16 protein-coding genes and 1 pseudogene are annotated in these 17,405 nt (G+C 71.9%); 5 read left to right on the top strand and 12 right to left on the bottom strand.

The genetic code is table 11. The features are described from left to right. Window positions 1-43 precede the first annotated feature (43 nt). Window positions 44-1,501: a LamG-like jellyroll fold domain-containing protein gene (locus ACIRPU_RS24350; RefSeq protein WP_403870745.1), complete on the top strand. Its 1,458-nt coding sequence runs from the start codon at window positions 44-46 to the stop codon at window positions 1,499-1,501. Window positions 1,502-1,508: 7 nt separating this feature from the next. On the opposite strand, the gene ACIRPU_RS24345 is transcribed toward ACIRPU_RS24350, so the two are convergent. From ACIRPU_RS24345 to ACIRPU_RS24335, 3 genes are all read right to left on the bottom strand, one after another. Next, window positions 1,509-2,267, bottom strand: a complete 759-nt coding sequence (locus ACIRPU_RS24345) for a uracil-DNA glycosylase (RefSeq protein WP_403870742.1) — start codon at window positions 2,265-2,267, stop codon at window positions 1,509-1,511. 101 nt (window positions 2,268-2,368) lie between these two features. After that, window positions 2,369-2,842 (bottom strand): DoxX family protein, encoded by a 474-nt coding sequence (locus ACIRPU_RS24340; protein ID WP_403870739.1) that lies wholly within the window; start codon window positions 2,840-2,842, stop codon window positions 2,369-2,371. 109 nt (window positions 2,843-2,951) lie between these two features. Further along, window positions 2,952-3,635: a class I SAM-dependent methyltransferase gene (locus ACIRPU_RS24335; protein WP_403870736.1), complete on the bottom strand. Its 684-nt coding sequence runs from the start codon at window positions 3,633-3,635 to the stop codon at window positions 2,952-2,954. A gap of 174 nt (window positions 3,636-3,809) precedes the next feature. Here ACIRPU_RS24335 and ACIRPU_RS24330 point away from each other — a divergent pair, with 174 nt between their 5' ends. Then, a complete protein-coding gene (locus ACIRPU_RS24330; RefSeq protein ID WP_171396629.1) occupies window positions 3,810-4,076 on the top strand; it encodes a DUF6343 family protein in 267 nt (88 codons plus the stop codon). Window positions 4,077-4,231: 155 nt separating this feature from the next. On the opposite strand, the gene ACIRPU_RS24325 is transcribed toward ACIRPU_RS24330, so the two are convergent. The 4 genes from ACIRPU_RS24325 to rpsA all read right to left on the bottom strand — a co-directional run bounded on the left by ACIRPU_RS24325 (window position 4,232) and on the right by rpsA (window position 8,147). After that, entirely contained in the window at window positions 4,232-4,612 is a 381-nt protein-coding gene (locus tag ACIRPU_RS24325; protein WP_355703763.1) for a tetratricopeptide repeat protein, read from the bottom strand. Window positions 4,613-4,662: 50 nt separating this feature from the next. After that, the gene (coaE, locus tag ACIRPU_RS24320) at window positions 4,663-5,283 is read right to left on the bottom strand and encodes a dephospho-CoA kinase (RefSeq protein ID WP_403870732.1); all 621 of its coding nucleotides are present in this window, start codon (window positions 5,281-5,283) and stop codon (window positions 4,663-4,665) included. A 150-nt stretch (window positions 5,284-5,433) separates the two neighbouring features. Next, the gene (locus tag ACIRPU_RS24315; RefSeq protein WP_355703761.1) at window positions 5,434-6,372 is read right to left on the bottom strand and encodes a PAC2 family protein; all 939 of its coding nucleotides are present in this window, start codon (window positions 6,370-6,372) and stop codon (window positions 5,434-5,436) included. 263 nt (window positions 6,373-6,635) lie between these two features. Further along, complete coding sequence (gene rpsA / locus ACIRPU_RS24310) at window positions 6,636-8,147, bottom strand: 30S ribosomal protein S1 (protein WP_403870729.1); 1,512 nt, start codon at window positions 8,145-8,147, stop codon at window positions 6,636-6,638. A gap of 228 nt (window positions 8,148-8,375) precedes the next feature. Here rpsA and ACIRPU_RS24305 point away from each other — a divergent pair, with 228 nt between their 5' ends. Both ACIRPU_RS24305 and hrpB read left to right on the top strand, forming a co-directional pair. Continuing rightward, window positions 8,376-9,350: a class I SAM-dependent methyltransferase gene (locus ACIRPU_RS24305; RefSeq protein WP_403870726.1), complete on the top strand. Its 975-nt coding sequence runs from the start codon at window positions 8,376-8,378 to the stop codon at window positions 9,348-9,350. 158 nt (window positions 9,351-9,508) lie between these two features. Beyond that, window positions 9,509-12,040, top strand: coding sequence for an ATP-dependent helicase HrpB (hrpB, locus tag ACIRPU_RS24300; RefSeq protein ID WP_403871284.1), 2,532 nt, complete (start codon window positions 9,509-9,511; stop codon window positions 12,038-12,040). Here hrpB and ACIRPU_RS24295 read toward each other — a convergent pair. The 3 genes from ACIRPU_RS24295 to ACIRPU_RS24285 form a co-directional block, all read right to left on the bottom strand. Further along, the gene (locus ACIRPU_RS24295) at window positions 12,030-13,022 is read right to left on the bottom strand and encodes a DUF3068 domain-containing protein (protein ID WP_403870724.1); all 993 of its coding nucleotides are present in this window, start codon (window positions 13,020-13,022) and stop codon (window positions 12,030-12,032) included. The genes hrpB and ACIRPU_RS24295 overlap by 11 nt on opposite strands. Before the next feature lie 38 nt (window positions 13,023-13,060). Beyond that, complete coding sequence (locus ACIRPU_RS24290; RefSeq protein WP_403870722.1) at window positions 13,061-13,195, bottom strand: SPW_0924 family protein; 135 nt, start codon at window positions 13,193-13,195, stop codon at window positions 13,061-13,063. Window positions 13,196-13,391: 196 nt separating this feature from the next. Next, window positions 13,392-15,113: a lytic transglycosylase domain-containing protein gene (locus ACIRPU_RS24285; RefSeq protein ID WP_403870719.1), complete on the bottom strand. Its 1,722-nt coding sequence runs from the start codon at window positions 15,111-15,113 to the stop codon at window positions 13,392-13,394. A 356-nt stretch (window positions 15,114-15,469) separates the two neighbouring features. Between ACIRPU_RS24285 and ACIRPU_RS24280 the strand changes: the two genes are divergently transcribed. Next, window positions 15,470-16,423 (top strand): DUF4184 family protein, encoded by a 954-nt coding sequence (locus ACIRPU_RS24280; protein ID WP_403870716.1) that lies wholly within the window; start codon window positions 15,470-15,472, stop codon window positions 16,421-16,423. Here the strand turns inward: ACIRPU_RS24280 and ACIRPU_RS24275 are convergent. Next, a complete protein-coding gene (locus ACIRPU_RS24275; RefSeq protein ID WP_403870713.1) occupies window positions 16,389-16,862 on the bottom strand; it encodes a hypothetical protein in 474 nt (157 codons plus the stop codon). The genes ACIRPU_RS24280 and ACIRPU_RS24275 overlap by 35 nt on opposite strands. Before the next feature lie 217 nt (window positions 16,863-17,079). After that, window positions 17,080-17,405: pseudogene (locus tag ACIRPU_RS24270) on the bottom strand (integrase core domain-containing protein); the annotation flags it as partial.

The following is a 17,405-nucleotide window of genomic DNA, read 5'->3' as shown; positions in this document are numbered from 1 at the left end:
CGTCCGAAGGCGCACACACGCCGACGGAACGGGGACAACGACCATGGTGAGCAGACGCGGACTGCTGAGCGGAGCCGCACTCGTGGGGGCGGGCGCGGTGACCGGCGTGCTCGGCACCGCCGGAAGCGCGGCCGCCGACACCCCACTGGACACCCCGTTCACACCGGTCGCCGCACCCCATCTCGCCCAGGCCGAGCAGATGGTCCAGTACCAGCGCCTCCTCGCGGCCGGCTACCTGCCCACCGGCCTCACCGGCCACTGGCCACTGGACGGCTCCGGCGCCGACCGCTCCGGCCGCGACCACCCCGTCTCCCCCGGCACCGGCGCGAGCTGGACCACCCTGCGGGCAGGCGGCGAACTGACCCTGGACGCGGCCTACGCCGCCACCGCCTCCGTGCTGGACACCACGACCCCGTTCACGGTCTCCGCCTGGGTACGCCTCGCGGACGACGCCGCCCTGACCAACATGTACACGGCCGTCAGCCAGGACGGCACCGGCTGCAGCCGCTTCCTGCTCCAGTACGACGACACCGCGGGCGCCTGGGCGTTCAAGGTGCGCGCCGAGGACCAGAGCGTCAAGATCTCCGCCCTCGCCACCACCGCCCCCACGCCGGGCAAGTGGACCCACCTGAGCGGAGTGTGGGACGGCACCCGAGTCCACCTGTACGTGAACGGCGTACTGGAAGGCACCGCCGACGCCACCCTGTCCTGGGCCGCCCCCCAGGGCTTCAACATAGGCAGGGCCCGCTGGAACGGCGCCTACGTGAACCACTTCAAGGGCTCCGTGGACGATGTGCGGGCGTACGGCCGCGCCCTGAGCGCCGATGAGATCTCCCTGATCAGCGGCCGCACGGCCCGCCTCAACAACGTCTACCTGATCGGCTCCCCGTCGACCGTCACCTGGGGCACACCCGACGACCTGGCGAGCTGGATCGCCCGAGCCCGCTGCTCGTCCTTCGTCACCTGGGCGCTGAAGCACACCTACGGATGGGCCACCGACGCCTACTTCACCCAGTACTTCGCGGACCGCGTCCCCGAGGCCGCCGACTACCGCCAGGCCTTCGCCGACGGCACCGCCGGCCCGCGCTTCCAGCAGATCCGCAAGGTCGCCGACCTCCGGCCGGGCGATCTGATCGCGGTGGACTACAGCGGCCAGGTCGAGGGCAACACCGGCCACATCGTCATGGTCCGCGAGGTCAAGGGCGCCTTCAGCGGAGTCGCCGACTTCACCGGCGAGACCCAGTACGCCGTCGAGGTCGTCGACTGCACGGCCGAACCGCACGGCGTGTACGCGCTGACCAACTACCCCAAGTATCCCGACACCCGCATGGTCGGCCTCGTCGCGGAGGAGCAGTTCGAAGGCGTCGGCATCGGCCACATGATGTTCTACGCCTCCGACGCCACCGGAGAATTCTCCCGCTACCGCTGGAGCGTCAACACCGCCCGGGACAAGGCCTACCCGGTCACGTCCCGACCGGTCACCGCGGCACGCGTCGTCTGACCGGCGCTCACGACAGCCCAGCAGCCCCCGCAGCCGTGCGCAGCACATCGCGCAGCATCTCGGGGGTGAGCCGGCCGGTGAAGGTGTTGCGCTGGCTGACGTGGTAGCAGCCGAAGACGTCGAGGCCGCCGACGCCGTCCCGGCTGTCCCGGCTGTCCGGGGCGTCAGGGGCCTCCGGGGCGTCGAGCGGCACCCGGGTCCCGTGCCCGAAGGCGGGCCGCGGCCGGGGCACGGTCCAGCCCGCCTCGGCGAACGCGGGCAGCGCGGCCTGCCAACCGAAAGCACCGAGCACGACGACCGCGCGCAACGTCGGCCGCAGCAGCCTCAGCTCCTGCACGAGCCAGGGCCGACACGTGTCCCGCTCCCCCGGGGTGGGCTTGTTGGCGGGCGGCGCACAGTGAACGGGCGAGGTGATCCGCACGCCGTACAGCTCCAGCCCGTCGTCGACGGACACGGCGGTGGGCTGCGACGCCAGCCCCACGTCGTACAACGCCTGGTACAGCACATCGCCGGAACGGTCCCCGGTGAACATCCGCCCCGTACGGTTCCCCCCGTGCGCAGCCGGGGCCAGCCCTACGATCAGCAGCCGGGCGTCCGGCGGCCCGAAGCCGGGCACGGGCCGACCCCAGTACGTCCACTCCGCGAAGGCCGCCCGCTTGGTCCGGGCGACCTCCTCACGCCAGGCCACCAACCGAGGACACGCCCGACAGCCCCCGACCCGCCGGTCGAGCACGGCCAGAGGGGAGGCGAAGGGCGAGGCGTCCATGTCTCCACCGTAAGACCAGGCCGGATGGATCAAAGCCGGCTGACCCAAGGGGCTGGGCCCCTCCCCCCTCCCCTCCCCTCCCCCTCCTGCCCACCGACTGGTCACGCTCCTCGGCGCGCCAACCGCAGCAGCTCCGCGTTCGACTCCCGTCGCTTCCAGGCGATGAGCGCCAGCGGTACGAGCAGGATGAGCGGCGTCGCCGCGTTCTGGCCGTCGAAGACGACGACCTGGACGATGAACGCGCCCACCATCAGCGCACCCAGCGCCACCGCCGCCACGGACTGGAGCACCGGGATGAGCAGGGCGACCGCGCCGGCGAGTTCCAGGGCGCCGATGGTGTACATGCCCGCGCTGCCCCAGCCCATCTCGTCGAAGGCTTCGGAGGCCGACGGGTGCGCGATCAGCTTCGGCAGCGCGCTGGCGATGCCGTAGAAGAGCGCGAGGAGCACCTGAAGGCCTCGCAGGGCGATCCGACCGCGGCGAGCCCGACGACCTCGGGCGACCGCCGAGGCAGGCACAGGCACGGGCGCGGGCGCGGACGTGGTGGCGGCGAGGGAAGCCGTGGTCTCGGACATGAGGGTCTCCTGCGGTGAGCGGTCCGTTGTGCTGTCAGGGAGGTAGACCGACCTCCCTCAGCGAACTCATCGCAACCCGCCGGACCTTCTCACGCCGTCCCTCCCCTTTCTACTCAGTCACCGGCACCGCCCTCACCCAGATGCGGTCCTCCGTCAGGTAGCGCTCCACCCTCAGCCCCGCTTCCGCCAGGGCCTCCTCGAACTGGTCCTTGGTCAGCGGTCGGGACCGGAAGGTCTGGGTCCATGCCGCGTCCGGGAAGTCGTACTCCGCGCGCACGGAGTGGACGCCGTCCCCGACGGGCTCGGCGGAGACGATCCGGATCGTGAAGCCGCTCGGGTCGACGCGCTCGCGCGGCACGTTCGAGTGGTAGTCCTCTCCTTCTCGTTGGATCAGCACGCAGCCGTCCTTCGCGACGTGCCGTGCGCAGGCCCGCAGCATCCTTCGCCGCACCTCGGCGTCCCCGTTGTGCACGAGGAACGAGGCGAGCATCACCACGTCGAACGTCTCGCCCAGGGCGAGGTCCTCGATGGGGCCGCATATCGTGCGGGCCCCACGGACGCGCTCCAGCATCTCGGCGGACTCGTCCACCGCCGTGACCGTGAACCCGCGCTCCAGCAGGGCGTGGGTCACTCGGCCGACCCCGCTGCCCAGCTCCAGAATGTGCGCGCCCGCGGGCACCGCCGCGGCGATGACTTCCGGCTCGTTCCCCACCGGCAGGCGCGAGTAGAGCTCGACCGCACAGCCGTCCGGAGTGATCGCACCGGGACCCGTTCCCTGGTATCCGTCTCGCATTTCCAGCCTCATGCCCGTTCAACGGCCCGTCTGCGTACGGCCGTTCCCCATCCAGGCTGGTTCACTCGTTCGAGGGACGGCCGCTCTGTTCGAGCGGCGTGGGAGGCGAGCACGCCGGCCCCCTGGAGAACATCCTGACCGGGGAGTACGTTGCAGGGAGGAGCGGTGATCGGGATGCGTACGGGCAGTGAGCCGGTGACAGCGCGCAGTGCGCTGCGGATGCGTCTGTGGCTGACCCTGTGGGGCCTGGCCTGGGCGATCTTCGGGACGGCCGCGTTCGCTCTCGTGGGGCGCCCGGGGTGGGCGGCCGCGTGCGGAGTGCTGTGGCTGGTGATCACGGTCGATCTGACGATGATCCTCAGGCATCGGCGGCAGGGCCCCCACTACCAGCCGGGCCGCGACATCCCGCCGTACCGGCCGCCCGAGCATCGTCACCCTTGAAGCCCGGTGGCCCGCTGACCCAGCAGCTCGGTTGCCCGCTGACCGAGCGGCTCGGTGACCCGCTGCCCCAGCAGCTCGGTGGCCCACTGATCCAGCGGCTCGGTTGCCTGGTGGTCCAGCGGCCCAGTGGTCCAGCAGCCGGAGGCCGGCCGTTGTCAGCTTTCGAAGCGCGCGGCCTTGAGGTACTGCGGGTTCGGGTCCAGTGCCGCGGCCAGCCGGAAGTGGCGCTTGGCCTGGTCACCACGGCCCTGCCGCTCATAGGTGCGGCCGAGCGCGAAGTGCGCGAAGGCGTTGTCCGGCTCGCGCTCCAGGACGATGGTGAACTCCAGCTCGGCAGGCCGCAGTTGGGCGGCGGCGAAGAAGGCACGCGCGCGCAGCAGCCGGGCGGCGGTGTTCTCGGGGTGCGCGGCAATGACCTTGTCGAGCAACTTCACCGCGCCCCGCGGGTCCCGTGCGGCGAGCAGCTGCTCCGCGGCACGGAAGTCGATGACATGTGTCTCCGGAGTACGTCCGGTCGAACCGCTGGTATCGGGCACGGAAAAATCCTTCCCTTGCTCAATGCGTTCAACGCGCGGAGCGAGGGCCGCTATTCCGGTGTGGCCCCGTGCGGCGCGTGTGCTCTGCGCGTGAGATCGGCCCACACGTCCTTCACCCGTCGGTGGAGTTCGGCGAGCGGTACGTCGTTGTCGATCACGATGTCCGCGATCTCCCGGCGCTGGTCTCGGGTCGCCTGGGCGGCCATCCGCGCGCGGGCGTCCTCCTCCGACATGCCGCGGAGCCGCACCAGCCGGTCGAGCTGGGTCTCGGGGGCCGCGTCGACGACGACCACGACGTCGTACAGGGGGCCGAGGGCGTTCTCGGTGAGGAGGGGGACGTCGTGGACGACGACGGCGTCCTCGGGGGCGGCCGCCTCGAGTTCACGGGAGCGGGCGCCGACCAGGGGGTGCACGATCGAGTTGAGGAGGGCGAGTTTCGCGGGGTCGGCGAAGACGACCGAGCCCAGGCGGGGGCGGTCGAGGCTGCCGTCCGGGGCGAGGACGTCCTCGCCGAACGCGTCCGCGACGGCCGCGAGTCCCGGGGTGCCCGGCGCGACGACCTCGCGCGCGATGCGGTCCGCGTCGATCAGTACGGCCCCGCACTCGACGAGCAGCCGTGACACCTCGCTCTTGCCGGCGCCGATCCCGCCGGTCAGGCCCACTTTCAGCATGAGCGGAAGCTTAGGGCCTGTCGGTGACGATGCACCCGACAGGCCCCTGCGTACTGCCTCTACCTCTGCGTCTGCCTCTGCCTCTGTGTCTGCCCTCTGTGTCTGCCTCTGCGTCTGCCTCTACCGCTCGCTGACGCTCGTCGGCTTGTTTCAGGCTTCGCCCTCGCGCTCGGCGAGGAACCGCTCGAACTCCTGCCCGATCTCGTCGGCCGACGGGATGTCGACGGGCTCGGCGAGCATGTTGCCGCGGGTCTCGGCGCCGGCGGCGGCGTCGTACTGGTGCTCCAGGCCCTGGACGAGGGAGGTGAGTTCCTCGTCGCCCTCCTGGATCTGGCGGTCGATCTCGGTCTGCGTCCGGTGGGCGTCCGTGCGCAGGGCGTGCGCGATGCCCGGGAGGACCAGGCCGGTGGCCGCCGTGATCGCCTCCAGGACGGTCAGGGCCGCGTCCGGGTACGCCGAGCGGGCGATGTAGTGCGGGACGTGCGCGGCGACGCCCAGGATGTCGTGTCCGGCTTCCATGAGGCGGTACTCGACGAGCGCCTCGGCGCTGCCGGGGACCTCGGCCTCGTCGAAGGGGCTGCGGTGGCCCGGCATGAGGTCCGTGCGGTTGCCGTGCGGGGTGAGGCCCACGGGGCGGGTGTGCGGGACGCCCATGGGGATGCCGTGGAAGTTCACCGCCAGGCGGACGCCGAGCCGCTCCACGATCTGCTTGACGGCGACGGCGAAGCGTTCCCATTCCACGTCCGGTTCGGGGCCGGACAGCAGCAGGAAGGGTGCACCGGTGGTGTCCTGTACGAGCCGCACCTCGATGGTCGGCTCCTCGTACTCGGTCCACCGGTCGCGCTTGAAGGTCAGCAGCGGGCGGCGGGCGCGGTAGTCGACCAGCCGGTCGTGGTCGAAGCGGGCGACGAGTTGGTGGGGCAGCGAGTCGAGGAGCCGGTCGACGATCTGGTCACCGGTCTCGCCCGCGTCGATGTATCCGTCGAAGTGGTAGAGCATGACAAGTCCGGCCGACTCCTGGGCCAGCGCCATGTCGACGACTGCCAGGCCCTTCGGCTCCCATGCGTACAAACCCTGCGGATCAAGCACTTGGACCGCTCCCCTCGTGTTCCTACTGTCCAACGCGCGCCGGACCGTGGGCATTCCCGGTCCACGCGCCTTGATCAGGTGACTCTGACCGACTTCTCGTGGCGACCGGGTGAGGGCCGGCCGGGTCGGGGACGCGCGGGGGCGGTCACGGGGTGAACGGCGATGCCGCTTCCGGGCAGCACCGAGGGCCCGCACCTCGAAAGGTGCGGGCCCTCGACTAGCTGCTAGCCCTCAGCGGCTGGGGGTTCCCTTTGTGGGGGAGTTCAGCTCTGGCCCCCGGCCAGCTTCTCGCGCAGAGCGGCGAGCGCCTCGTCCGAGGCCAGCGCGCCGGACGTGTCGGCACCCTCGGAGGAGTAGGAACCGCCACCGCCACTGCCACCGGACGCGGCCGGCGCGGCACTCGCCGCGTCGCCACCCTCGGCAGCGGCCTTCTCGTCCGCCTCGCGGGACTTGATGACCTGAGCCTGGTGCTGCTCGAAGCGCGTCTGCGCCTCGGCGTACTGGTTCTCCCAGACCTCACGCTGCGACTCGAAGCCCTCGAGCCAGTCGTTGGTCTCGGGGTCGAAGCCCTCGGGGTAGATGTAGTTGCCCTGGTCGTCGTAGGACGCGGCCATGCCGTACAGGGTCGGGTCGAACTCGACCGAGGCCGGGTCGGCACCGAAGGACTCGTTGGCCTGCTTCAGCGAGAGGCTGATGCGGCGGCGCTCGAGGTCGATGTCGATGACCTTGACGAAGATCTCGTCGTTGACCTGGACGACCTGCTCCGGGATCTCCACGTGGCGCTCGGCCAGCTCGGAGATGTGGACCAGACCCTCGATGCCCTCGTCGACGCGCACGAACGCACCGAACGGAACGAGCTTCGTGACCTTACCGGGAACAACCTGCCCGATCTGGTGCGTGCGGGCGAACTGCTGCCACGGGTCTTCCTGGGTCGCCTTCAGCGACAGGGAGACACGCTCGCGGTCCATGTCGACGTCGAGGACCTCGACGGTGACTTCCTGGCCGACCTCGACAACCTCGGAGGGGTGGTCGATGTGCTTCCAGGAAAGCTCGGAGACGTGGACCAGACCGTCGACGCCACCCAGGTCCACGAAGGCACCGAAGTTGACGATCGAGGAGACCACGCCGGAGCGGACCTGACCCTTCTGGAGGGTCGTGAGGAAGGTCTGGCGGACCTCGGACTGGGTCTGCTCCAGCCAGGCACGGCGGGACAGAACCACGTTGTTGCGGTTCTTGTCCAGCTCGATGATCTTGGCCTCGAGCTCCTTGCCCACGTAGGGCTGGAGGTCGCGGACGCGGCGCATCTCGACGAGGGAAGCCGGCAGGAAGCCACGGAGGCCGATGTCGAGGATGAGACCACCCTTGACGACCTCGATGACGGTACCGGTGACGATGCCGTCCTCTTCCTTGATCTTCTCGATGGTGCCCCAGGCGCGTTCGTACTGGGCGCGCTTCTTCGAGAGGATCAGGCGGCCTTCCTTGTCCTCCTTCTGGAGAACGAGGGCTTCGATCTCGTCACCGACGGCGACGACCTCATTGGGGTCGACGTCGTGCTTGATCGAGAGCTCGCGGCTCGGGATGACACCTTCGGTCTTGTAACCGATGTCGAGGAGAACCTCGTCCCGGTCAACCTTGACGATGACGCCGTCGACGATGTCACCATCGTTGAAGTACTTGATCGTCTCGTCGATAGCGGCGAGGAATGCTTCCTCGTCACCGATGTCGTTGACCGCAACCTGCGGGGTGGTGGCGGTGGTCTCGGTGCTGCTCGTCATGTGGGAAAGGGCTCCGGTACGGACAGTGAGTCGTAGGTACTGCTACGCCGGAAGCCCGTGATCGCCCTGAAGAAGCCGGACAGCTTAGGAAGCACCTCACCAGAGAACTGGTGATGGCACCTCGAGAACCGAGGGGACATACAACAGATGCGAGCGCAGCCTGCTACGTCTGAGGTGCGCAGGCCCACAGCGCAACTTGTAGCATACGGGGGCAGCCGGGCCGGGTCAATGCGCGAAGGCGCACACCCGGGGCGGATCGCCGCATACCCGGCACACAACCCTTCTCCTGAGGTCACGCAGGCCGCAGGAAGCCCCTTCGGTGACACCTCGGGTGACACCGCCGGGCGGGTTGCACGGAAGAGTACGACGAGGGAGCCGATCATCCAAGAGCCCGCATCGTCCGAGCCGGCCTTCGAGCCGGAAGCCACCCGACGTGACGCCGACGTCGCCGAGAGCTCCCGGGCCAACCGGGGCTGGTGGGACCGCAACGCGGACGAATACCAGATCGAGCACGGCACCTTCCTCGGCGACGACCGCTTCGTGTGGGGTCCCGAGGGACTGGACGAGGTGGAGGCGGAGCTGCTCGGGCCGCCGGAGGAACTGAAGGGGAAGTCGGTCCTGGAGATCGGCGCCGGCGCGGCGCAGTGCGCGCGCTGGCTGGCCGAGCAGGGCGCGCGTCCGGTCGCTCTGGACCTCTCGCACCGCCAGCTCCAGCACGCGCTGCGCATCGGCGCGTCGTTCCCGCTGGTGTGCGCCGACGCGGGCGCGCTGCCCTTCGCGGACGCCTCCTTCGACCTGGCCTGCTCGGCGTACGGGGCGCTGCCCTTCGTGGCCGACCCGGTGCTGGTGCTGAAGGAGGTGCGGCGGGTGCTGCGGCCGGGGGGCCGTTTCGTGTTCTCGGCGACCCACCCGATCCGCTGGGCGTTCCCGGACGAGCCGGGCCCGGAGGGGCTGACCGTGTCCTCGTCCTACTTCGACCGCACTCCCTACGTCGAGCAGGACGACCAGGGCCGCGCGGTGTACGTGGAGCACCACCGGACGCTGGGCGACCGGGTCCGCGACATCGTGGCGGGCGGTTTCCGGCTGGTGGACCTGGTCGAGCCGGAGTGGCCGGCCTGGAACTCCTCGGAGTGGGGCGGCTGGTCCCCGCTGCGCGGGAACCTGATCCCGGGGACGGCCGTCTTCGTCTGCGAGCGGGACTAGCGGGTCGCCTTCCCCGCTCCGTCCTTCCCCCGTCCCTCCTCTCCTCCCCCCTGCACACCTGCCTGCGCGCATTTGCACGCGCGACACCTGCACGCGCACGCGCGCGTGCAGGTGGTTCGTGCAGGTGGTTCTCGGGGGCGTACGACACTGGGGGCGTGATCCCCCGTGACGACGCCCTGGACTCGCTGCCCGTGCGGGCCGCCCTGCCCGCCCTGAACGACGCCCTGGACGGCCACGGCGCGGCCGTCCTGGCCGCGCCGCCCGGTACGGGCAAGACGACGCTGGTGCCGCTCGCGCTGGCGGGGCTGCTGGGCGAGGGGCCGGCGCGCCGGGTGCTCGTGGCCGAGCCGCGGCGGATCGCGGTGCGGGCGGCGGCCCGGCGGATGGCGTGGCTGCTGGGTGAGCGGCCCGGGGAGAGCGTGGGCCACACGGTGCGCGGGGAGCGGGTCGTCGGGCGGCACACGCGCGTGGAGGTCGTCACGACCGGTGTGCTGCTTCAGCGTCTTCAGCGCGACCAGGAGCTGTCGGGCGTCGATGTGGTGGTGCTGGACGAGTGTCACGAGCGGCATCTCGACGCGGACACCTCGGCCGCTTTTCTGTGGGACGTGCGCGAGACGCTGCGGCCGGAGCTGCGGCTGGTGGCGGCCTCGGCGACGACGGACACGGCGGGCTGGGCGCGGCTGCTGGGCGGGGCGCCGGTGGTGGAGGCCCATGGTTCGGTCTTCGGCGTCGAGGTGGTCTGGGCGCCTGCGGCCCGTCCCGTGCGGCCGCCGCACGGCATGCGGGTGGATCCCGCGTTGTTGGCGCACGTCGCGTCGGTGGTGCGGCGGGCGTTGGCCGAGCGGTCGGGGGACGTGTTGTGCTTCCTGCCGGGCGTCGGGGAGATCGCTCGGGTCGCGGGGCTTCTCGGGAGCCCGGCCGGGGTGGACGTGCTCCAGGTGCACGGGCGGGCGCCGGCGGCCGTGCAGGACGCGGTGCTGGCTCCCGGGGAGCGGCGGCGGGTGGTTCTGGCGACCTCCGTGGCGGAGTCCTCGCTGACGGTGCCCGGGGTGCGGGTGGTCGTCGACTCGGGGCTGGCGCGGGAGCCGCGGGTGGACCACGCGCGCGGGCTGAGCGCGCTGGCGACGGTCCGGGCCTCGCAGGCGGCGGGCCGGCAGCGGGCGGGGCGGGCCGGGCGGGAGGCGCCGGGTGCGGTGTACCGGTGCTGGGCGGAGGCGGAGGATGCCCGTCTGCCGTCGTTCCCGGCTCCGGAGATCAGGGTGGCCGACCTGACGGCGTTCGCCCTTCAGGCGGCGTGCTGGGGGGATCCGGACGCTTCCGGGCTGGCGTTGCTGGATCCGCCGCCGGCTGGGGCGATGGCGGCCGCGAGGTCCTTGCTGACGGCGATCGGGGCGGTGGACGCCGCGGGGCGGGCCACGGCGCGGGGGAAGCGGCTGGCCCGGCTGGGATTGCACCCCCGGTTGGGTCGGGCTCTGCTGGACGGGGCCGCGTCGGTGGGGGTGGAGCGGGCCGTCGAGGTGGTCGCGCTGTTGAGCGAGGAGGCCCCGCGGGAGTACGGCGACGATCTGGCCGCCGCGTTGCGGTCCGCGCGGCGCGGGGGTGACGCCTACGGTTCGCGGTGGCGGGCGGAGGTGCGCCGGTTGCGGGCCGTCGTCGAGGGCTCGGCGTCGGCCGGCCCCACCGTCGCGGGAGGGAGCGCAGGCGGAGACCGTGCCGGTTCCGACGCCCTCGCCGGGCTCGTCGTCGCGCTCGCCTTCCCGGAGCGGCTCGCCAGGGCCGACGGGGGTTCCTACCTCATGGTCTCGGGCACCCGGGCCGAGGTCCGCGAGGGCACGGAGCTGCGTGGGGCCCCCTGGCTGGCGGTCGCCGTCGCCGACCGGCCCGTGGGGAAGGGGCACGCGCGTGTGCAGCTCGCGGCGGTCGTGGACGAGGAGGTCGCCCGGTTCGCGGCCGGTGTGCTGCTCGAGGAGGGGGACGAGGTCCACTGGGCCGACGGGGATGTGGTGGCGCGGCGGGTGGAGCGGCTGGGGGCGGTGGAGCTGGCGGTGCGTCCGCTCCGGGACGCCGACGCCGGGCTGGTGCGCGGTGCGCTGGTCGAGGGGCTGGAGAGGGACGGGCTGCGGCTGCTGCGGTGGTCGCCGGACGCGGGCGTCCTGCGGCAGCGGCTGGCGTTCCTGCGGTGGCATCTGGGCGAGCCGTGGCCCGACGTCGGTGACGCGTCGCTGCTCGCGCGTGTGGACGAGTGGCTGGAGCCGGAGCTGAGCCGAGCCCGGCGGCGGAGCGATCTCGGGCGGATCGATGCCGGGGAGGCGCTCGGGCGGCTGCTGCCCTGGGCTTCCGGCGAGGCGGCTCGGTTGGAGGAGTTGGCGCCGGAGCGGATCACCGTGCCGAGCGGGTCCAGGATCCGCATCGACTACGCGGATGCGGAGCGGCCGGTCCTCGCGGTGAAGTTGCAGGAGATGTTCGGGCTCCAGGAGTCGCCGCGGGTCGCCGGGGTGCCGTTGCTGGTGCATCTGCTGTCGCCGGCCGGGCGGCCCGCGGCCGTCACGGCCGACCTCGCCTCCTTCTGGAGGGACGGCTACAAGGGGGTGCGGGCGGAGTTGCGCGGCCGGTATCCGAAGCATCCGTGGCCCGAGGATCCGGCCGGGGCCGAGCCGACGCGGTTCACCAACGCGCGGCTCAGGCGGTGACGGGCTGCGGTGCGGCGGGCTCGGCGGCGGTGGGTCCGTCCGGGCGGCGGGCGCGGGCCTCCAGGTAGAGGGAGAGGGACATCAGGAGGGCGCCGAGCAGGAGGAAGCTCCAGGGCAGGTAGGCGGTCAGCAGCAGGACCAGGGTGCGGTTGGACTTGATCACGGACACGGTGTGCTCGATGTAGTCCTCGCGCATCTTCACGTGCCCGGCGAAGGCGGTGACCTTGGCGCGGCCGCCGAGCAGGGTGCCGCCGCGGAGTTCCTCCTGGTGGATCTCCTCGCCGTTGACGGGCGCGCCGGTGACGGGTTCGACCCAGAACTTGCGGACCGTGGTGTACCAGCGGGTGGTGCCGGTGCCGGCGACGGTCTCCGGGGTGATGCCTTCGACCGGCATCGTCCTGGGCATGGCGACCTTGGTCCAGGGGACGGTCTGCTCGAAGTAGTAGACCTCCAGGCCGCGGAAGGTCTGGGTGCCCTTGTAGTGGATGGGGGCCGTGGTGCGGGTCTGCGCGTCGAAGTACTCGTAGTCCCGCTTCTCCGTCAGGAAGGGCCACTTGAACTCGATGCCCTCCCGGCGCACCGGGTCGCCGTCGACCATCTCGCCGGTGGCGTGCACGGGTTCCTGGGTGTGGGCGTCGAAGATGTACCGCTCGGGGACCTTGGAGACCATCTTGCCGTCGGGCCCTTGGACGTAGGAGAGGCCGTCCCAGACGACGACGTCCCGGCCGGCCGTCTTCTCGATCTTCTCGGAGGCCTGCACGTCGCCCTTGAGGGTCTGCACGATGGTGACCTTGGGGACGGTGCGGGCGGTCATGCTGCCGTAGTCGAGGAGGGTGGCGTTCTTGGCCTCCAGGACCATGGTCTGGTATTCGTTCGCCGGGATCTTGGCCAGGCGCGGGTAGGCGTACCAGCGCAGCAGGGGGGACAGCGCCGCGAAGAACACGGCGAGGGCGAGCAGGATCAGGCTGGCCTTGCGGCGCATCTCGGCCTCCTTCGCGGGCGGAACGGCGGGCGGGGCGTCTACGGGTGTGCGGGGACCGTCGTCAGCAGTGGCTTCGGGGAGGTCTGGCCGGCCGGTGTGCCCAGTGCGGCGAGTGTGAGGACCAGGGCGAGCGCGACGGCGAGACCGGTCGCGGCGGCGATCAGGGCACGCATACGGTCCTCCCGGAGCTGACGGGACGTCAGGTCGGGCACGGTAGCAACGGGCGGGCGAGATGAGAACACGTCGCACACGACGGCGGCGCCCCTGGGGAGACAGGGGCGCCGCCGTCGTCGTGCGCGGAAGGGTCCGCAGCGGGGTCCTGGAACCTGGGACCTGGAACTGGACCTGGGATCCGGGACCTGGGAAGGGTTACGAGTCGGCGGTCGTCGACTCGGACTCGCTGGGCGTCGGACTGGGCGTCGTGGTCGCGGCGGCCGTGACGGTGAGTTCCACCGTCAGGGTCGCTCCGCCCGTGGTGGTGATGCGGAGCAGATAGGCGCCGGCGGTGTCGTCCGCGTACAGCTTGGGCAGCTGCAGCAGGCCGTTCGCGTCCGTCTGGAGGTCCAGGGCGCGCACGGGGTTGCCGGCGGCGTCCTTGAAGTAGGGGCCCTTGTCGTTCACGGTCGTGTCGTCGGCCGACCTGATCAGGGTGGCGGTGGCCGCGACCTTGTCCGCCACGGCGCCCTTGTAGGTGGCCTTCACCTCGACCAGGTCGGCGAACTCGCCGCCGGCGGTGCAGGTCAGCGTGGTGCCGCTGGTGCGGGCGAGGGTGTCGGCGGCGCGGGCGGTGACGGTGGCCTTGTAGTCAAGTGCGGAGAGCGTGCGACCCACGACCGTGGCGCGGACGGTGAAGCCGCCGGTCTTCTCCCCCGCCTGGAGGGCGGGTGCGAGGGCGATGCCGGTGGCGCCGGTGACGACCGTGGCGACGCTCTCGCCGCCGGTGAACGTGGCGTCGGTGTCGCCGACGATGGTGAAGCGGATCCGGACCTTGGCGACGGCCTTGCCTGCGGCCGTCTCCGCGCGGGTGCTGACGCGGTCGGTGAACGCGTCGCCCGCCATGGCGGTGAGACTCGCCGTGCCCGCGTCCTCGAGGTGGCCGACCGTGTCGGTCGGCGTTGGGGTCGGCGTCGGGGTGCTGGGTGTCGCCGGCGCGCTGGGCTTGTCGGGGGTCGACGGCGTGCTCGGCGTACTGGGTGTGCTGGGCGTCGACGGGGTGGACGGCGAGGCGGGCGTGTAGCCGCTGTCGTCGTCGCTGCGGTTGTCGGGCACGGTGCCGGTGCCGTCGGGGATCTCGTGCGTGCCCTTGCGGTAGTACTCCAGCCACGACAGGACGGTGTTCAGGTAGTCCGTCGAGTTGTTGTAGCTGAGGATCGCGCTGCGCATCCCGGACGTGGCCGACATGTCCCAGTCGTAACGGCACAGGTAGTGGCCTGCGGCGAGCGCGGCGTCGTAGATGTTGTTGGGGTCCTTCTTGCCGTCGGCGTTGCCGTCGCGGCCCGCCCATGCCCAGGTCGACGGGATGAACTGCATGGGGCCCACGGCACGGTCGTAGGTGCTGTCGCCGTCGTACGCGCCGTTGTCGGTGTCGCTGATGTTCGCGAAGCCGACGCCGTTGAGGACCGGGCCGAGGATCGGCGAGATGGTGGTGCCGTCGGCGGTCACGTTGCCGCCGCGGGCCTGGCCCGACTCGACCTTGCCGATGGCGGCGAGGAGTTGCCAGGGCAGGTTGCAGCCCGGCTTGGACTGCGCCAGCTCCGCCTCGGCCTTCTTGTAGGCGTCCAGGACGGTCGCCGGGATGCCCGCCTCCGTGGTGCCGCCGGCGGCCGGGGTGGTGGCGGAGCTCTCGCTCGGTGCGGGGTTCGGGCTCTTCAGCGGCGGCAGGTCCGTGTAGTACGGCGAGTTGCCGGTGGCGCTGTCACCGGTGCCGCTGCCGCTCTCGGCGGACGACGGGGTGTCGGCGGCGGTCTGTCTGCCGTGGCCGTCGGCCGTGACGTCCGGTGCCTGGGACGCGGCCAGAGCCGCCACCGCCAGTGCGGCCACGGTCGTGTTGACCGCTCCCTTGCGCAGCCTCGTGCCGAAATGCGCCGACATGAAGTGGAACCCTCCCGTGGACGCGGTACGCCCGTCTCTTCGCCTGCACCCTGCCGTTGCGGCTGTTGCCACTGTCGTGGCCGTCGCCGCTACGGCCGCCGTCACCGTTGTGACGATCAACCCGCCCCGAGGGTTGCACCCATGGGCGGTTCGCCCTGCTCCGCTCTTGCGTTCGACGCGCCCTCGGGCACGCCGACCCAGGCGACCCTACGACAACTTCTTTTGCACCGGCACCCGTTCGGGTGCCGTTTTCACCAGCCGGCCATGTGCGGTTGGCCTGGAACCGTGCCCCGCATACTGGACGTCGTAGATCACCGGGCCGCCCGGCCCGTCAACGTTCGCCCCGGGGAGCCCCGTTGCCGTTCACCCTGAGTCACGCGGCGGCCGTGCTACCCGCCGTGCGCGCCGACGGCACCGGCCGCGGGCCTCTGGTTCCGGCCGCCCTCCTGGCGGGTTCCTTCGCTCCCGACATGACCTACTACGCGGCGAGTGTCCTGTCCGGGGCCATGGAGTTCGGCGACGTCACGCACTCCCTCCCCGGCGTGTTCACGATCGACGTGGTCGTCGCCTGGGTGCTGGTGGGGCTCTGGCTGCTGGTGCGCGAGCCGCTGGTGGCGCTGCTGCCGCGGTCCCGGCAGGGCCGGGCGGCCACGCTGACCCGCTGCGGGGCGCCACGCGCGCGTGTACGGCCGGTCACCGCCCTGTGGTGGTACGTCTCGGCGGCGCTCGGCGCGCTGACCCATGTGGTGTGGGACGCGTTCACGCACCTGGACCGCTGGGGCATGCGGCTGTTCCCGGTCCTCGGCGAGGACATCGCCGGATCGCCTCTGTACTGGTACCTCCAGTACGGGGGTTCGGCCGTGGCCGCGGTCGTGATCGCCGCGTTCGTGACGTACGCGCTGCGCCGGGCGCCGGCCGGCGAGCCGGTGGGGGTCGCGGTGCTGTCGGTGCGGGACCGGTGGTGGGCGGGCGCCGTGATCGGCGGGTGCGCGCTGGTCGCGGCGGTGCGGCGGGCGACGCGGTGGTGGGAGTACTGGGGGTCGCGGGAGGCGAAGCCGTGGGAGCTGATCCCGACGCTGTGCTTCGGGGCGGGCGCGGGGCTGGTGCTGGGGGTGCTGCTGTACGCGGTCTGCGTGCGGCTGTGGCGCCCGGCCCGTCCCGTCCGCCCGGCTCGTCCGGCCGCCCCGGATGCCGGCGCCGGGCAGCCGGACGCGGCAGCGGAGGCGGACGCGGTCGGGGCAGTGGACGCGGACACGGACGGGGCGGCGGACCGGGTCAGTGTGCGGCGGAGTCGCCCGGGCGTTCGGTGAAGGGGGTCGCCGTCACGACGAAGAGCGGGATGCGACGGACCGTACGGGGTCCACGGAGTCGGCCGAGGACGTCGAGCGCCAGGACCAGGTGACCGCGTACCGCGTCGGCCCACAGGCGCCGCCCGCTGTCGTCGCGGGGAACGAACCCGGCGAGGAACCGGGCCAGGACCCTGGCCAGGACCTGGGGCAGGACCTGGGGCAGCAACCGAGGCAGCGATCGGGGCGCAACCCGGGTGAGAGCCGGACCGCGGAGCCGTGCGGCGGCCGCACGCAGGGCCGTGGCGGGGGTCCACGGGATGCGAGGGATGGCGGCGCCGGGCGCGAGGGCGGGGCGCGGCCGCGTCCGGGAAGCCGCGCCGGGCCCCGAGCGCGAGTCCGCGGCCGCCGTGGCGTGAACGCGTGCGTGGGCCTTCCGGCGGTGGAGCATGCGTATACCCATGGCGGCATCCTGGTGGCCCGGACCCGACGGGGGCCTGTTCTCGGGGGCCACGCGGGTGAGGGCCCTTCGGGGGACGCACCCGCGGTGACCGCGCACCTCGCGACGCCACCGGCTCCCGGCGCACCGGCTCGCACAAGGCACGCGAAGGGGCCCTGCCGATCCCGGCAGGGCCCCTTCCAGCTGTCCCGGAGGCGGCCGGCCACTCCCCCGCCAGGCCCTAGTTGTATTGACCCGCAGCGTTGTTGACGCGGCTGATGGGTGGCTGGCCGCCGAGAGCGGTGTGGCAGCGGTGGTGGTTGTAGGTGTGCAGGAAGTCTGCCAGGGCCTCGGTGCGTTCGGTGTTGCTGGTGTAGGGCCGCAGGTAGGCCCACTCGTCGAGCAGGGTGCGGTTGAAGCGTTCGACCTTGCCGTTGGTCTGCGGCCGGTAGTGCCGGCCGCACCGAGGTCGGCCAGCGCCTGACGCCAGGCGAAGCTCTTGCGGTAGGGCCAGGCGTTGTCGGTCAGGACCCGTTCGATGCGGTCGATGCCCGCCGCAGCGAAGAA

This window comes from Streptomyces sp. NPDC102259 (assembly GCF_044766465.1).
In the GTDB taxonomy this organism is placed as follows: Bacteria; Actinomycetota; Actinomycetes; order Streptomycetales; family Streptomycetaceae; genus Streptomyces.
Note: the sequence above shows the minus strand (reverse complement) of the source record. Positions and strands in the feature narration are given on the sequence as shown.

Excerpts from the sequence above, each read along its gene's own strand:
- ACIRPU_RS24345 (WP_403870742.1), bottom strand. The coding sequence starts at position 2,267 with ATGGACGCCTCGCCCTTCGCCTCCCCTCTGGCCGTGCTCGACCGGCGG.
- coaE (WP_403870732.1), bottom strand. The coding sequence starts at position 5,283 with ATGCTGAAAGTGGGCCTGACCGGCGGGATCGGCGCCGGCAAGAGCGAG.
- ACIRPU_RS24305 (WP_403870726.1), top strand. The coding sequence starts at position 8,376 with ATGCGCGAAGGCGCACACCCGGGGCGGATCGCCGCATACCCGGCACAC.
- ACIRPU_RS24330 (WP_171396629.1), top strand. The coding sequence starts at position 3,810 with ATGCGTACGGGCAGTGAGCCGGTGACAGCGCGCAGTGCGCTGCGGATG.
- rpsA (WP_403870729.1), bottom strand. The coding sequence starts at position 8,147 with ATGACGAGCAGCACCGAGACCACCGCCACCACCCCGCAGGTTGCGGTC.
- ACIRPU_RS24350 (WP_403870745.1), top strand. The coding sequence starts at position 44 with ATGGTGAGCAGACGCGGACTGCTGAGCGGAGCCGCACTCGTGGGGGCG.
- ACIRPU_RS24335 (WP_403870736.1), bottom strand. The coding sequence starts at position 3,635 with ATGCGAGACGGATACCAGGGAACGGGTCCCGGTGCGATCACTCCGGAC.
- ACIRPU_RS24295 (WP_403870724.1), bottom strand. The coding sequence starts at position 13,022 with ATGCGCCGCAAGGCCAGCCTGATCCTGCTCGCCCTCGCCGTGTTCTTC.
- ACIRPU_RS24275 (WP_403870713.1), bottom strand. The coding sequence starts at position 16,862 with ATGGGTATACGCATGCTCCACCGCCGGAAGGCCCACGCACGCGTTCAC.
- ACIRPU_RS24290 (WP_403870722.1), bottom strand. The coding sequence starts at position 13,195 with ATGCGTGCCCTGATCGCCGCCGCGACCGGTCTCGCCGTCGCGCTCGCC.
- ACIRPU_RS24340 (WP_403870739.1), bottom strand. The coding sequence starts at position 2,842 with ATGTCCGAGACCACGGCTTCCCTCGCCGCCACCACGTCCGCGCCCGCG.
- ACIRPU_RS24285 (WP_403870719.1), bottom strand. The coding sequence starts at position 15,113 with ATGTCGGCGCATTTCGGCACGAGGCTGCGCAAGGGAGCGGTCAACACG.